Genomic DNA, 15,076 nt, shown 5'->3' on the forward strand with positions numbered 1-15,076 from the left:
TGATCGGCCTGACGGCGCGGCGCCGTCAGGCATGCGCCAGTAAAGGAAACATCAACTTCCTGTCTTTAAACAAGTTTTCCTTCTGGTCATAGACAAAGAGGATATCTTCTCCTTCAATCTTCTCGTACTCGCCGAGCCGGTCTTCATTGGGGGTAAAGCCGAGGATAGCCTGGTAAACATGGTCATCGGCCAGCTCGTTGACCAGCGTCGACAGGCTTTTGCCCGCATCGCAGAACAGGTCAAAGCAGATCAGCACCGGACCGTTTTGCATGGCGATAACCACTGCCTCATTTTTTGCCGAATAGTAAACGAAATGCTTCATAAAGGCTGAGCAATAAAACATCAGCAGGCCAAAGTTGTGCTCCACCCGCAGCGGTGAGAACGGGTTGGATTTTTCATAGTAATGGCGGAGCAGGGCGACATCGTCAGCGCTGTCCATATCCAGTTTGCGAAAATCACCAGCGCGCGGAGCGACCGGCATAATATATTGATGCTCTTCGCTGCGGGTGAAACCAAATTTGGGGTAAAAATCCACCGTGGTGGGATTGGCAAATAAAAAGAAGGCGTCCGCCTCCTGCTGCCAGTCCTGCAGAATATGGTGGATAAGCTGGCCGGCTAATCCCTTATTGCGGTGGTCCGGTTCGGTCATCACGGTACCAATCTGAATATACCGCCGGGGCTCGCCCTGCCAGCGCAGATCGATGATGTTGGCCGAGGCGTTAGCGATAATTTTATTACGTTCGACAAAGGCGTAGGGGATATAGGCGTCGGTCCAGTAACCTTGTTGATACCACTCTTCAAAAGACAGGTCGAAAGTCTTAACGGCAAGGTCAATGAAGCTTTTTCTTAATATGTTATTTTCTCTGACTTGCTTCACTAATTGATAATTCATTGTCATAGTTCCTTCTCACTATGGCTTCTGAAAGCGACGACGTCGGCAAAGGCACTTGCGTCGAATGAGCGCTGTAAACGTAGCATATCTGGGAAAAGGATCCGCAATGTCGATGCTTAACCTTTGCCCGAGTCACAAATAACCGCATGAAGGCGTCACAAATGACGTTGAACATCCCGCCGTGCAGCATGTTATCTCCGTGCTGCAGAGCAACCACGGGGCCAATGCAACAGGCGATGAGAAAATATGCTGTTTGTTTTTTGGGCAACCAGTCGCGCTGTAGAGGTCTGGTTTATTTTTTTATGCATAAAAAAGGAAGTTTTACGCGATGTGGCTAATAATAGAGTAGCCGCAATCGCAATACTGAAATTAGTGATTGAACAACGTATAATATCGTGCTTTGTGTCTTAGTGTTACCGCACGAATTGGAAAAATACAACCGGCAGGATCCGCTACTTTATTTCGCGGTTTTTGCTCAGCTATTATTGAGTGAATTAACAGGATTACTATGTCAAATTTACCCAAATTTTCCCGCGCGCTATTGCACCCGCGTTACTGGCTATTATGGCTGGGAATTGGCCTCTTATGGCTGCTGGTGCAATTACCGTATCCGGTGATCTACCGACTGGGCACTGCGCTCGGGCGGCTGGCAATGCGGGTGATGAAAAGCCGCGCACGGATTGCCAGACGTAATCTCGAACTCTGCTTTCCCGCGATGAGCGTCACCGAGCGTGAGGCACTGCTGGTGAAAAACTTTGAATCGCTGGGCATGGGGCTGATGGAGACCGGCATGGCCTGGTTCTGGCCGACGCACCGGGTGGCGCGCTGGACCGAGACCAGCGGCGTAAACGAGGTGGTCGAACTTCTGGAACAAAAGCAGGGCATCTTACTGATCGGTATCCATTTTCTGACCCTCGAAATGGGGGCGCGAATGTATGGCATGTTTACCCCGGGGATCGGCGTCTACCGGCCCAATGATAACCCGCTGATTGACTGGCTGCAGACCTGGGGACGCTTGCGCTCGAACAAGACCATGCTGGATCGAAAAAATCTGAAAGGCATGGTCAGGGCGCTGAAAGAGGGAGAGATCCTCTGGTACGCGCCGGATCATGATTACGGGCCGGCCAGCAGCGTTTTTGCGCCGCTGTTTGCTGTCGAGCAGGCGGCGACCACCACCGGCACCTGGATGCTGGCGAAGATGTCCGGGGCGACGATTGTGCCGTTTGTTCCGCGACGCAAGCCTAACGGTATGGGATATGAGCTGATCTCCCTGACGCCGGAGCGCACGCCGCCGCTGGCCAGCGCCGAGGTTACCGCGGCGTGGATGAACCAGATTATCGAACAGTGCATCCTGATGGCGCCTGAACAATATATGTGGCTGCACCGGCGCTTTAAGACCCGCCCGGAAGGGGTGCCGCCGCGTTACTGAACGCTGCGGCCAAAAAATCAGCGCACCGGTAGCACGCTTATTAAATCGCCGTCTATACTGAAAGAGCCTGATCTAAGGCCCATTCCAAGGAGATTGCAGGATGAAAAAAGTGATAGTCGCGTTAGCCCTTTCCGCCGTTGCGTTTGGCGCGTCCGCCGCGCAGTTGATCACCAAAGAAGAAGCTAAACACTTTAAACTGACCAAGGTCGGACCGATCTCGGTGGGGCCGTCAGGTGGGCAGTTCTCTTCACCTTCCGATCTGCACGATCAGCTCTCCAAGCTGGCCGATGAGAAAGGCGGAAAGTACTACGTGATTACTGCTGCGCGTGAGCATGGTCCTAACTTTGAAGCCACAGCGGAAGTGTATAAATAATCGATTCTTCCGCGTGCCATAACGGCACGCCACTGACTGAGCCTGGAGCGCATTACGCCTCCGGGCTTATTTTTTTCCGCTGCCCACGTTCCGACGGCTAAGCGGAAGCGAAAACGTTTTTTATCGCTATATATGAATTTGATGATCACGATGTTAATGAAATATTGCTTTTTATTGTCGCTAAAAGGCGAATTCCAACCTAATGCCTGAGGGAGTGACCCCTGGCAAAAATAGGTAGGACAAATGTGTTATCATCGCGCCTTTCCCTTTTTGTCTGGGGCTTTCTTGTATGCTACAACCTGTTGTTCGCGTCGGTGAATGGCTGGTAACCCCCTCTGTAAACCAAATCAGCAGGAAGGGGCGCCAGCTTACCCTTGAACCGCGTTTAATCGACCTTCTGGTCTTTTTCGCTCGCCATCCGGGGGAAGTGCTTAGCCGGGACGAGCTTATCGAAAACGTCTGGACCCGGAACGTTGTGACCAGCCACGTCGTCACGCAGAGTATTTCTGAACTGCGCAAGTCGCTCAAAGACGGCGACGACGTTAGCCTTGAGTACATCGCGACGGTACCCAAACGGGGGTATAAGCTCACGGTGCCGGTGATCTGGTGCACCGAAGAAGGGGAGGAACTCGCCCCACAGATGCAGGCGCTGACGCCTTCGCCTTCGGTCGCCGCGACCGCGCCGCCGGCTGCCGGTGCGCCGCCCGATGCGCCCGTCTCCGCCGCCGATCCCGCCGTGCCAGCTCCCGCTCCGACAGTGGCCAGTGCGCCGTCAGTGCGTAAACGGCTCACCACCGCCCTGGTGTGGGGACTGTTCCTGTTGGCGCTGGGCACCTGCGTGGCGCTGGTGGCGCTGTCGAGCATGGAATCGCGGCCGCCGGTCAACAAGGCGCGCCTGTTGCTTAATCCGCGCGATATCGATATCCACCTGGTGAATGGTAACTCCTGCACCAACTGGTCGTCGCAGCACTCCTACGCGGTCGGCCTGGCCAGCCTGATCACCACCTCGCTGAACACCTTCTCGACCTTTATGGTGCATGACAAAACGGACTACAACATCAATGAGCCGAGCAGTTCCGGTAAAACGCTAACCATTGAGTTCGTCAATCAGCGCCACTACCGGGCGCAGCAGTGCTTTATGTCGGTACAGTTGGTGGATAATGCCGACAGCTCGACGATGCTCGATAAGCGCTACTTTGTGACCAATGACAACCAGCTCACCATCCAGAACGATCTGATGAACAGCCTGTCGGATGCCCTGACGCAGCCGTGGCCGGCGCGGATGCAGGCGATGCTCAGGCAGTATCAACCCTCGCAAAGCGTGGCGTTAACCTATTTCTACCAGTCGCATCAGCTGTTAATGAAGGGCGATGTTGACTCATTAAGCAAGGCCAGCAGCCTGCTGGATGATGTGATTAAGCGGGCGCCTGATTTTATTTACGCGTATGCCGAAAAAACGCTGGTGGATGTATTACGCCATTCGCAACAGCCGCTGGATGATAAACAGCTGGCAGCCCTCTATAGCGAAGTTGAGCGGGTAGGGGAGATGCCGGGTATTAAAGACATGGCGATTTATTATCAAGTAAAAGCGGTGGATTTACTGGGGAAGGGCAAAGTCGATGAAGCGAATACCGCGATTAACAGTGCGATCGATTTAGAGATGTCGTGGCTGAATTATGTGCTGTTAGGCAAAGTCTATGAGATGAAAGGTGAGAACCGGCTGGCAGCGGATTCTTACATTACGGCGTTTAATTTACGCCCCGGGGGAGACACATTGTACTGGATTGAAAACGGGGTTTTCCAGACGTCGGTCAACCGGGTGGTTCCGTATCTCGATAATTTCCTCTCTTCAGAATAAGTAAACCCTCATCGTGTACAAGGTTTTGGGCATGATGAGGTTAAATTTATGTTTCTCATGAAGCCTCATGTTGTTATTTGTATTTAGCATTCAGGAGGCTTTAAATAACAGTTCGGCAACACACCGCATCTGGTTTAAGTGCATGTAAAATAACAATGTTTATCTTTTTCTGACACCCTGTTGTCATGTTTATATGTTAAGCGAAAAAGGTCAAAATATCATTTGTCTGATGTTTGTTGTTATTTCACTTTATCTTTAGGACTTATCTCGTACAAATCAGTAATCTTGTTGGCAGTTGGTCGGGTCAATTAATGGTTCTGTATCATGATCTGTACCTCCCAAATAAACTTAGGAGAAAAACAACCATGAGTTCTGCCAAGAAGATCGGGCTATTTGCCTGTACCGGTGTCGTCGCCGGTAATATGATGGGGAGCGGTATTGCATTATTACCTGCGAACCTGGCCAGCATCGGTGGTATTGCCATTTGGGGCTGGGTAATTTCAATTATTGGTGCGATGTCTCTGGCTTATGTTTATGCCCGACTGGCCACTAAAAACCCGCAGCAGGGTGGCCCAATTGCTTACGCAGGAGAAATATCTCCGGCATTCGGTTTCCAGACCGGTGTGCTTTATTATCATGCAAACTGGATTGGTAACCTGGCTATCGGGATTACCGCGGTTTCTTATCTGTCTACGTTCTTCCCCATTTTAAATAACCCGGTGCCAGCAGGGATTGCCTGTATTGCCATCGTGTGGATCTTTACTTTCGTTAATATGCTCGGCGGGACCTGGGTCAGCCGTCTGACCACCATTGGTCTGGTGCTGGTGCTTATTCCAGTGGTGATGACCGCGGTCGTCGGCTGGCACTGGTTTGATGTCGCTACCTATCAGGCGAACTGGAACACCTCCAGCACCACCGATAGCCACGCGGTCATTAAAAGTATCCTGCTCTGCCTGTGGGCCTTCGTTGGCGTAGAATCCGCCGCCGTGAGTACCGGGATGGTGAAAAACCCGAAACGTACCGTACCGCTGGCTACCATGCTGGGTACTGCGATGGCCGGTATCGTCTATATCGCCGCGACTCAGGTTATCGCCGGTATGTATCCTGCTTCTCAGATGGCCGCGTCGGGTGCGCCGTTCGCGATTAGCGCCTCTACTATTCTCGGCGGCTGGGCTGCGCCGATGGTATCCGCTTTCACCGCCTTTGCCTGCCTGACTTCTCTGGGCTCGTGGATGATGCTGGTTGGCCAGGCCGGTGTCCGCGCCGCCAACGACGGTAACTTCCCGAAAGTGTATGGCGAAGTTGATAGCAACGGTATCCCGAAAAAAGGCCTGCTGCTGGCCGCAGTGAAAATGACCGCGCTGATGGTACTGATTACCCTGATGAACTCCGCCGGTGGTAAAGCCTCTGACCTGTTCGGCGAACTGACCGGTATCGCGGTACTGCTGACCATGCTGCCTTACTTCTACTCCTGTGTTGACCTGATTCGTTTTGAAGGCATCAACATCCGTAACTTTGTCAGCCTGATTTGTTCGGTACTGGGTTGCGTGTTCTGCTTCATCGCGCTGATGGGCGCAAGCTCCTTCGAACTGGCCGGCACCTTTATCGTTAGCCTGATTATCCTGATGTTCTACGGTCGCAAAATGCACCAGCGCCAGAACAACACATCGGATAGCAACAGCCCCGCTAACGCGCACTAATCAGTAACCCTTTTTCCTGAGGCTCCTTCCATCACCTGTCATAGCGCGACGGGAGGGGCTTTCTACATCTGGAGATTTGACTATGAACGTTATTGCAATCATGAATCACATGGGGGTTTACTTCAAAGAAGAACCCATCCGTGAACTGCATCGTGCTCTCGAACGCCTGGACTTCCGCATTGTCTACCCGAACGACCGTGACGACTTATTAAAACTGATCGAAAACAACTCTCGTCTGTGCGGCGTGATCTTCGACTGGGATAAATACAATCTCGAGCTGTGCGAAGAAATCAGCAAAATGAACGAGTACATGCCGCTGTATGCGTTCGCTAACACCTACTCCACGCTGGACGTTAGCCTGAACGATCTGCGCATGCAGGTTCGCTTCTTCGAATATGCGCTGGGCGCTGCGGAAGATATCGCGAACAAAATCAAACAGAACACTGACGAATATATCGACACCATTCTGCCGCCGCTGACCAAAGCGCTGTTCAAATATGTGCGTGAAGGCAAATACACCTTCTGTACCCCGGGCCACATGGGCGGTACCGCCTTCCAGAAAAGCCCGGTAGGCAGCATCTTCTACGATTTCTTTGGCTCCAACACCATGAAATCCGATATCTCGATTTCGGTTTCTGAACTGGGTTCCCTGCTGGACCACAGCGGCCCGCACAAAGAAGCGGAAGAGTATATCGCTCGCGTATTCAACGCTGAACGCAGCTATATGGTGACCAACGGCACCTCTACCGCCAACAAAATCGTCGGTATGTACTCCGCGCCGGCCGGCAGCACCGTGTTGATTGACCGTAACTGCCACAAATCGCTGACTCACCTGATGATGATGAGCGACATTACGCCGATCTACTTCCGTCCGACCCGTAACGCCTACGGCATCCTCGGCGGTATCCCGCAGAGCGAATTCCAGCACGCGACTATCGCCAAGCGTGTGAAAGAGACGCCGAACGCGACCTGGCCGGTACATGCGGTGATCACCAACTCGACTTACGATGGTCTGCTGTACAACACTGACTTCATCAAGAAAACCCTGGATGTGAAATCCATCCACTTTGACTCCGCGTGGGTGCCTTACACCAACTTCTCGCCGATCTATGAAGGCAAATGCGGGATGAGCGGCGGCCGCGTCGAAGGGAAAGTGATTTACGAAACCCAGTCCACGCACAAACTGCTGGCGGCGTTCTCTCAGGCGTCGATGATCCACGTGAAAGGCGACGTTAACGAAGAGACCTTTAACGAAGCCTACATGATGCACACCACCACCTCTCCGCACTACGGGATCGTGGCGTCCACCGAAACCGCGGCAGCGATGATGAAAGGCAACGCCGGTAAGCGCCTGATCGACGGCTCTATCGAACGTTCCATCAAGTTCCGTAAAGAGATCAAACGTCTGAAAGGCGAGTCTGACGGCTGGTTCTTCGACGTATGGCAGCCGGAACATATCGACGGCCCTGAATGCTGGCCGCTGCGCTCCGACAGCGCATGGCACGGTTTCAAAAACATCGATAACGAACACATGTACCTCGACCCGATCAAAGTCACGCTGCTGACCCCGGGGATGAAGAAAGACGGCACCATGGATGACTTCGGTATTCCGGCAAGCATCGTGGCGAAATATCTCGACGAACACGGCATCGTGGTGGAGAAAACCGGTCCGTACAACCTGCTGTTCCTGTTCAGCATCGGTATCGACAAAACCAAAGCGCTGAGCCTGCTGCGTGCGCTGACCGACTTCAAACGCGCGTTCGACCTGAACCTGCGGGTGAAAAACATGCTGCCGTCGCTGTACCGTGAAGATCCTGAATTCTATGAGAACATGCGTATTCAGGACCTGGCGCAGAACATTCACAAACTGATTGAGCACCACAACCTGCCGGATCTGATGTTCCGCGCCTTCGAAGTGCTGCCATCGATGGTGATGACCCCGTATGCCGCGTTCCAGAAAGAGCTGCACGGTCAGACGGAAGAAGTGTACCTCGAAGAGATGGTCGGCCGCGTCAACGCCAACATGATCCTGCCGTATCCTCCGGGAGTGCCGCTGGTGATGCCGGGTGAAATGATCACCGAAGAGAGCCGTCCGGTGCTGGAGTTCCTGCAGATGCTGTGCGAAATCGGCGCCCACTACCCGGGCTTCGAAACCGATATCCACGGCGCCTATCGTCAGGCGGATGGTCGTTACACCGTTAAAGTGCTGAAAGAAGAGAATAACAAGTAATAGACGCACACCAGGGAAGTGGCTTGCCACTTCCCTTTTTCACGCTGCAAGGAGAACACATGAAAACACCCTCACAGCCGCGCGCGATTTACTACATCGTTGCGATCCAGATCTGGGAGTACTTCAGCTTTTACGGCATGCGCGCCTTACTCATCCTCTACCTCACCCACCAGCTTGGCTTTGACGACAGCCACGCCATCAGCCTGTTCAGCGCTTACGCATCTCTGGTTTACGTTACCCCTATTCTCGGCGGCTGGCTTGCCGACCGCCTGCTCGGCAACCGCACGGCGGTGATTGCCGGGGCGCTGTTGATGACTCTCGGCCACGTGGTGCTGGGCGTTGAGTCGACCTCCGCATGGAGCCTGTACGTCGCGCTGGCGATCATTATCTGCGGCTATGGCCTGTTCAAATCCAATATCAGCTGCCTGCTTGGCGAACTCTACGCCCACGACGATCCGCGTCGCGACGGCGGCTTTTCGCTGCTGTACGCCGCCGGCAATGTCGGCTCCATCGCCGCGCCCATCGCCTGCGGGCTGGCGGCCCAGTGGTACGGCTGGCATATCGGCTTCGCCCTGGCGGGAATCGGTATGTTCATCGGACTGATGATTTTCTTAAGCGGCAGCCGCCATTTCCGGCATACCCGCGGCGTCGATAAACCGGCGCTGCGGGCGGTGAAATTCGTGCTGCCGACCTGGGGTTGGCTGCTGGTGATGCTGTGCCTTGCGCCGGTGTTCTTCACACTGCTACTGCAAAACAACTGGTCCGGCTATCTGCTGGCGATCGTCTGCTTGTTTGCCGCCCAGATGGTGGCGCGGATCATGATCAAAGCGCCCGAGCATCGTCGCGCGCTATGGCAGATCGTCCTGCTGATGCTTGCCGGGACGCTGTTCTGGGTGCTGGCTCAGCAAGGCGGGAGCTCGATTAGCCTGTTTATCGACCACTTTGTTAACCGCCGCCTGCTGAACTGGGAGGTGCCGACGGCGCTGTTCCAGTCGGTTAATGCGGTGGCGGTGATGGCGGCCGGCGTGGTACTGGCGTGGCTGATGCGCCCGGAAGGCAGCGTACGTTCGGTGCTGCGCGTCTGGTTGAAATTCGCTTTCGGCCTGCTGCTGATGGGCGGCGGCTTTATGCTGCTGGCGCTTAATGCCCGCCACGGCGCCGCTGACGGTCAGGCCTCGATGGGCATGATGGTCGCCGGGCTGGCGATGATGGGCTTTGCCGAACTGTTTATCGACCCGGTGGCGATGGCGCAAATCACCCGCCTGAACATGCCCGGCGTCACCGGGGTGTTGACCGGGATCTACATGCTGGCCACCGGCGCGGTGGCCAACTGGCTGGCGGGCGTGGTCGCCCAGCAGACCACCGAATCGCAAATCAGCGATACGGCGATTGCCGCCTATCAGCATTTCTTCTCGCAGATGGGGGAATGGACCCTCGGCTGCGTGGCGGTGATGGTGATTATCGCCTTTGCCGCAGCCTGTAGCGTCGGCAAACGCCGCGCGGCGGCTGGCGAACTTCCCGGCGGCGGCGCCTGATGCGCGTCCCGGCGGGCTATCGGCCAGCGCGATTTATCGCCCCGGTAAGCGCAGCGCGACCGGGGGTATTCCATCAACAGCGGAGCGCAAAGCCGCTCCTTGCACAGCGTAGTGAACAGGAGGAGGATATTCTGGCAGGCGCGGAAGCCAACGATAAAAAATACCGTTAGTGAAGGCATAGCTGAGTGAGATCAGCTTGAAGTGAAGCCAGATTCGTTACTCTTGTTCTTCGGTGTAAAGCCGGAGACAGGCCGCGCGGAAGGGTGACCTGGTTCAATTTATCGAAGCTAGTTTGAAAGCAAGGTTATGAGGAACCCATATGTCTGAACAACAAGCACAAGGTGCCGATGAGGCCATTGACCTTAATAATGAACTGAAAACTCGTCGCGAAAAACTGGCTGCGCTGCGTGAGCAGGGCGTAGCTTTCCCCAACGATTTCCGTCGCGATCATACCTCTGACCAATTGCACGCTGAATTCGATGCGAAGGATAACGATGAACTCGCTTCCCTGAACGTTGAAGTTGCGGTGGCCGGCCGGATGATGACCCGCCGCGTGATGGGCAAAGCCTCCTTCGTCACCCTCCAGGACGTCGGCGGCCGTATCCAGCTGTACGTGGCCCGCGATGACCTGCCGGAAGGCGTCTACAACGAACAGTTTAAGAAATGGGATCTCGGCGACATCATTGCCGCCCGCGGCAAGCTGTTCAAAACGCAAACCGGCGAACTCTCCATCCACTGCACCGAGCTGCGCCTGCTGACCAAAGCCCTGCGCCCGCTGCCGGATAAATTCCACGGCCTGCAGGATCAGGAAGTCCGCTATCGCCAGCGCTATCTGGATCTGATCGCTAACGAAGAGTCGCGCCATACGTTCCGCATCCGCTCGCAGATCCTCGCGACCATGCGTCAGTTCATGGTGGCTCGCGGCTTTATGGAAGTGGAAACCCCGATGATGCAGGTGATCCCTGGCGGCGCGTCCGCCCGTCCGTTTATCACTCATCACAACGCGCTCGATCTCGATATGTACCTGCGCATCGCGCCGGAACTGTATCTGAAACGTCTGGTGGTCGGCGGTTTCGAACGCGTGTTTGAAATCAACCGTAACTTCCGCAACGAAGGGATCTCGGTACGTCATAACCCAGAGTTCACCATGATGGAACTGTACATGGCGTACGCGGACTACAAAGACCTGATCGAACTGACCGAGTCGCTGTTCCGCACCCTGGCGCAGACGGTGCTGGGCAAAACCGAAGTGCCGTATGGCGACCAGGTGTTTGACTTCGGCAAGCCGTTTGAAAAACTGACCATGCGCGAGGCGATCAAAAAACATCGTCCGGAAACCAACATGGCGGATCTGGATAACTTCGACGCGGCGAAAGCGCTGGCGGAATCTCTCGGCATTCAGGTAGAGAAAAGCTGGGGTCTGGGGCGCATCGTCACCGAAATCTTCGATGAAGTGGCGGAAGCGCACCTCATCCAGCCGACCTTCATTACCGAATACCCGGCGGAAGTCTCCCCGCTGGCGCGCCGCAACGACGTGAACCCGGAAATCACCGACCGCTTCGAGTTCTTCATCGGCGGCCGCGAAATCGGTAACGGTTTCAGCGAGCTGAACGATGCGGAAGATCAGGCGCAGCGTTTCCAGGATCAGGTCAACGCCAAAGCGGCGGGCGATGACGAAGCGATGTTCTATGACGAAGACTACGTCACCGCGCTGGAGTACGGCCTGCCGCCGACCGCCGGTCTGGGCATCGGTATCGACCGCATGGTGATGCTGTTTACCAACAGCCATACCATCCGCGACGTAATCCTCTTCCCGGCCATGCGTCCGCAGAAGTAATCTGTTGCACTCCCTCCCGGCCCGCGCCGGGAGGTCTCCCCGCATGAGTCACATCACATTGCTTGCCTGGCCGGATGAACCGGTCACCGCAGTCTATCGGCATGGTGTGCCCCCGCCGGGGAGCAGGGAGTTTACTCTATTTTTTGCAACGTGCCGCGCTGGCTGCCGTTTGTCCAGTTGCCGTTAAAGGCGTCGTTGAGAGTAAAGGTTGAGTTTTTCACCCGGAAAGTCAGCTTACCCTGGCTCGCTTTCGCGTCCTCCACCAGATGACCATGAGTTTTCACCGTTTTAGCGGTGACGGTAATCTCATCAATTTTATCGCCATATTCAGTATAAACATACCAGGTGCCCAGCCAGGGGCCGAAGCCGCTGCTGGCCTGCTGCGCGGCGGCGGCATTCTCGGCTTTGGTTTTATGAATATCGCAGGTGGTCCCGTCGGTCATCTGCGTACAGCCGGAGCGTTCAAGCTGCTCCCGGTATTTCGCGCTAATGGCGTGGGCCGGCGCGGCGGCGACCAGCGCCAGGGTGAGGGTGGTGAAAAGCCAGGTCTTATTCATCTTATTGTTTCTCATTGCGATAGCGGCGCGCATTGTCATAAAGGTTGATACACATTGGTGTATTCTCCGGGGGCGTCAGAATAAATATAACCGCAGCCATTCCTGTCAAATAATGAGCAGAAAGGCGAAGGGTTATTTATTTGTAAAAACATCATTACCCTGATTTTATTTATCACCGTATCTTCCCGCTGCTTGTCATATTATTGCAGAGAGAATGTTAAGTAATTGATGTTTTAAAAGCGATTATTTGTCACTTACGCAAATAACAGCAGGCCAGGCCTGGGCGCAGGGCTAAAGCCCGCGCTGGTGCGGTATTGAGTTTTTTTCATATTGCTATCATCATATTTTGAATGAAAGGGATAACCTCTGAAACGGGTTATTAAGCCAGTAATTTTTATCTGCAAAATAAGCCTGCGGCAAGCATTATTTCCATTAATTTTTCAGGGCTACTGGCGACAACGGATATTCCGCCCGCGGCAATGATGGATTTCCATCATTTCTCCGTTTTCATCGCTGGTCGTCGCCTGCTTATAGTGACGGCACACCAGACGACTGGCTGAAAAGGAGATAAACATGGCGACAGAGCACCTGCAGTGGGGCATTAGCCCCCTGTGCTGGACCAACGATGTGCTGGAGGATTTAGGCGGCGATATCCCTCTCGACACCTGTCTGCGCGAGGCGCGGGAGGCGGGGTTTCAGGGCATTGAGTTAGGGCGCAAGTTTCCCCGCCAGGCGGAGACGCTGGGGCCTCTGCTGGCGGCGGCTGACCTGCGGCTGGCGTCCGGCTGGTACAGCGGCTTACTGGCTGACCGCAGCGTGGAAGCGGAGCTGGAGGCGGTGCGGGGCCACGCGCAGCTCCTGCAGCAGCTCGGCGCCAGGGTCATGGTCTATGGCGAGTGCGGGCAACTGCCCGGTGAAACGCCGCTTGATGAGCCGATCTCGCTCTCACCGCCGTTAAGCCGCGTCAGTCTGACGGCGTATTGTCATAAGCTGAATACCTTTGCCGACCTGCTGCTGCGGGACTACGGTCTGCGGCTGGCCTATCACCATCACCTGATGATGCTGGTGGAGCACGACGACGAGCTGGAGCGGCTTCTGTCACAGACCCATGACAACGTCGGGCTGGCGTTTGATACCGGACACGCCTTCGTCGCCGGGGTCGATATCCCGCGCGTGCTGGAAAAATATGGTCACCGTATCCGCCATCTGCATCTGAAAGACGTCCGTCCGCAGGTGCTGGGGCGCCTGTATCGCGAAAACCTGAGCTTTAACGAGGCGGTGCGCGCCGGGCTGTTTACCATCCCAGGCGACGGCTGCATCGACTATGCGCCGATCCTCGACTTTGCCCGCGACAGCGACTACCGCGGCTGGCTGATTATCGAAGCCGAGCAGGACCCGGCGATGGCGCCGCCGTTGGCCACCGCCCGCCGCGCCTTCGCCTGGCTGGCGCACCATTTCTCGTCCCCTTCATCATCAGAGGAGCACGCATCATGAGCGCGCGGTTAAATATTGGTCTCATCGGCTCCGGTTTTATGGGCCAGGCGCACGCCGACGCTTACCGTCGCGCGGCCATGTTCTATCCCGATCTGCCGAAGCGCCCCTATCTTTACGCGCTGGCGGATCAGGATCAGGCGCTGGCCGAACGTCATGCGGTGAAGCTGGGGGCGGAGAAGGCTTACGGTGACTGGCGCGAACTGGTGAACGATCCGCTGGTGGACGTGGTGGATATTACCTCGCCGAACCATCTGCACTACACGATGGCGATGGCGGCGATCGCGGCGGGTAAACATGTCTATTGCGAGAAGCCGCTGGCGGTTAACGAGCAGCAGGCGCAGGAGATGGCGCAGGCGGCCCGGCGCGCGGGGGTGAAGACCATGGTGGCCTTTAATAACATCAAAACCCCGGCGGCGCTGCTGGCAAAGCAGATTATCGCCCGGGGCGATATTGGCGAACCGGTGCGCTTTCGCGGCACCTTTGATCAGGGGTTTTATAACGACCCGAACCTGCCCTGGTCCTGGCGCTGCTCGAAAACCCTCGGCGGCAGCGGGGCGCTTGGCGACCTCGGCGCCCATACCCTGTCCGTCGCCCAGTTTTTGATGGGCGGGATCCGTGAAGTGACCGCCAGCGCGCAAACCTGTCTGCGCCAGCGTCCGGTACCGCAGACCGATGCCGGGTATGCCAGCCGGGTCGCGGCCGATGCCGAGTGGCGGGAAGTGGAAAATGACGATCAGGTTCAGTGTCTGGTCAATTTTGACAGCGGCGCCGCGGGGGTGATTGAAGCCTCGCGCATCGCCGCCGGGCGTATCTTCGGCGTGTTCTGGGAGGTCTCCGGCACCGAAGGCACGCTGTATATGGACGGGGAGCGCTTTAACGAACTGCAGGTCTATCGCTTCCGCGATGACAAACACGACCGCGGCTTTAAAACGCTGTATGCCGGGAGCCAGATCCCGGCCTATGCCGGCTTCTTCGGCTTCGATTTTGGCGGCGGCGGGTTGGGCTATTTTGACGTCAAGGTGATTGAAGTACATGACCTGGTGCAGGGGATTTGCGGGGACGACGACTGCTATCCCAGCTTTGAATTTGGTTTACAGAATCAGCGCGTGCTGTCGGCGATTGAAGCCTCGATGGTCAGCCGTCGCTGGGTTAACGTGGTTAAGGATTAAGG

11 protein-coding genes are annotated in these 15,076 nt (G+C 55.6%); 9 read left to right on the forward strand and 2 right to left on the reverse strand.

Features of this window, described 5'->3' with window-relative positions:
• Positions 1-25: 25 nt before the first annotated feature.
• The gene (locus tag GQR96_RS06065; RefSeq protein WP_004202384.1) at positions 26-892 is read right to left on the reverse strand and encodes a GNAT family N-acetyltransferase; all 867 of its coding nucleotides are present in this window, start codon (positions 890-892) and stop codon (positions 26-28) included.
• Positions 893-1,400: 508 nt separating this feature from the next.
• Between GQR96_RS06065 and GQR96_RS06070 the strand changes: the two genes are divergently transcribed.
• From GQR96_RS06070 to lysS, 7 genes are all read left to right on the forward strand, one after another.
• Positions 1,401-2,321: a Kdo(2)-lipid IV(A) acyltransferase gene (locus GQR96_RS06070; protein ID WP_004202386.1), complete on the forward strand. Its 921-nt coding sequence runs from the start codon at positions 1,401-1,403 to the stop codon at positions 2,319-2,321.
• A 100-nt stretch (positions 2,322-2,421) separates the two neighbouring features.
• Positions 2,422-2,694 (forward strand): YdgH/BhsA/McbA family protein, encoded by a 273-nt coding sequence (locus GQR96_RS06075; RefSeq protein ID WP_004202387.1) that lies wholly within the window; start codon positions 2,422-2,424, stop codon positions 2,692-2,694.
• A 289-nt stretch (positions 2,695-2,983) separates the two neighbouring features.
• A complete protein-coding gene (cadC, locus tag GQR96_RS06080; protein WP_069135180.1) occupies positions 2,984-4,552 on the forward strand; it encodes a lysine decarboxylation/transport transcriptional activator CadC in 1,569 nt (522 codons plus the stop codon).
• Positions 4,553-4,917: 365 nt separating this feature from the next.
• Positions 4,918-6,252, forward strand: a complete 1,335-nt coding sequence (gene cadB / locus GQR96_RS06085) for a cadaverine/lysine antiporter (RefSeq protein WP_004202389.1) — start codon at positions 4,918-4,920, stop codon at positions 6,250-6,252.
• Positions 6,253-6,334: 82 nt separating this feature from the next.
• Entirely contained in the window at positions 6,335-8,482 is a 2,148-nt protein-coding gene (gene cadA / locus GQR96_RS06090; RefSeq protein ID WP_002892486.1) for a lysine decarboxylase CadA, read from the forward strand.
• 59 nt (positions 8,483-8,541) lie between these two features.
• Positions 8,542-10,017, forward strand: coding sequence for a dipeptide permease DtpD (gene dtpD, locus GQR96_RS06095; protein WP_004202391.1), 1,476 nt, complete (start codon positions 8,542-8,544; stop codon positions 10,015-10,017).
• Positions 10,018-10,336: 319 nt separating this feature from the next.
• The gene (lysS, locus tag GQR96_RS06100) at positions 10,337-11,854 is read left to right on the forward strand and encodes a lysine--tRNA ligase (RefSeq protein WP_004202393.1); all 1,518 of its coding nucleotides are present in this window, start codon (positions 10,337-10,339) and stop codon (positions 11,852-11,854) included.
• Between the two features lie 131 nt (positions 11,855-11,985).
• Here lysS and GQR96_RS06105 read toward each other — a convergent pair whose 3' ends face one another.
• Positions 11,986-12,411 carry a hypothetical protein gene (locus tag GQR96_RS06105; RefSeq protein ID WP_025999107.1) on the reverse strand — a complete coding sequence of 142 codons (426 nt, stop codon included), beginning with the start codon at positions 12,409-12,411 and terminating at the stop codon, positions 11,986-11,988.
• A gap of 573 nt (positions 12,412-12,984) precedes the next feature.
• On the opposite strand from GQR96_RS06105, the gene iolE reads away from it, so the two are divergent.
• Both iolE and GQR96_RS06115 read left to right on the forward strand, forming a co-directional pair.
• Positions 12,985-13,905, forward strand: coding sequence for a myo-inosose-2 dehydratase (iolE, locus tag GQR96_RS06110; protein WP_069734252.1), 921 nt, complete (start codon positions 12,985-12,987; stop codon positions 13,903-13,905).
• On the forward strand, positions 13,902-15,074 hold the full coding sequence (locus GQR96_RS06115) for a Gfo/Idh/MocA family protein (RefSeq protein ID WP_004202397.1): 1,173 nt from the start codon (positions 13,902-13,904) through the stop codon (positions 15,072-15,074). Before iolE ends, GQR96_RS06115 begins: the two co-directional genes overlap by 4 nt.
• Positions 15,075-15,076: the final 2 nt, after the last annotated feature.

The sequence above is a fragment of the Klebsiella sp. PCX genome, from assembly GCF_021869705.1.
Lineage (GTDB): Bacteria > Pseudomonadota > Gammaproteobacteria > Enterobacterales > Enterobacteriaceae > Klebsiella > Klebsiella quasipneumoniae.

What these genes read in the sequence shown, in the direction of transcription:
- GQR96_RS06065 (WP_004202384.1), bottom strand. Translation starts at nt 892, where the DNA reads ATGAATTATCAATTAGTGAAGCAAGTCAGAGAAAATAACATATTAAGA.
- GQR96_RS06105 (WP_025999107.1), bottom strand. Translation starts at nt 12,411, where the DNA reads ATGAATAAGACCTGGCTTTTCACCACCCTCACCCTGGCGCTGGTCGCC.
- cadA (WP_002892486.1), top strand. Translation starts at nt 6,335, where the DNA reads ATGAACGTTATTGCAATCATGAATCACATGGGGGTTTACTTCAAAGAA.
- cadC (WP_069135180.1), top strand. Translation starts at nt 2,984, where the DNA reads ATGCTACAACCTGTTGTTCGCGTCGGTGAATGGCTGGTAACCCCCTCT.
- lysS (WP_004202393.1), top strand. Translation starts at nt 10,337, where the DNA reads ATGTCTGAACAACAAGCACAAGGTGCCGATGAGGCCATTGACCTTAAT.
- GQR96_RS06075 (WP_004202387.1), top strand. Translation starts at nt 2,422, where the DNA reads ATGAAAAAAGTGATAGTCGCGTTAGCCCTTTCCGCCGTTGCGTTTGGC.
- iolE (WP_069734252.1), top strand. Translation starts at nt 12,985, where the DNA reads ATGGCGACAGAGCACCTGCAGTGGGGCATTAGCCCCCTGTGCTGGACC.
- GQR96_RS06070 (WP_004202386.1), top strand. Translation starts at nt 1,401, where the DNA reads ATGTCAAATTTACCCAAATTTTCCCGCGCGCTATTGCACCCGCGTTAC.
- GQR96_RS06115 (WP_004202397.1), top strand. Translation starts at nt 13,902, where the DNA reads ATGAGCGCGCGGTTAAATATTGGTCTCATCGGCTCCGGTTTTATGGGC.
- cadB (WP_004202389.1), top strand. Translation starts at nt 4,918, where the DNA reads ATGAGTTCTGCCAAGAAGATCGGGCTATTTGCCTGTACCGGTGTCGTC.
- dtpD (WP_004202391.1), top strand. Translation starts at nt 8,542, where the DNA reads ATGAAAACACCCTCACAGCCGCGCGCGATTTACTACATCGTTGCGATC.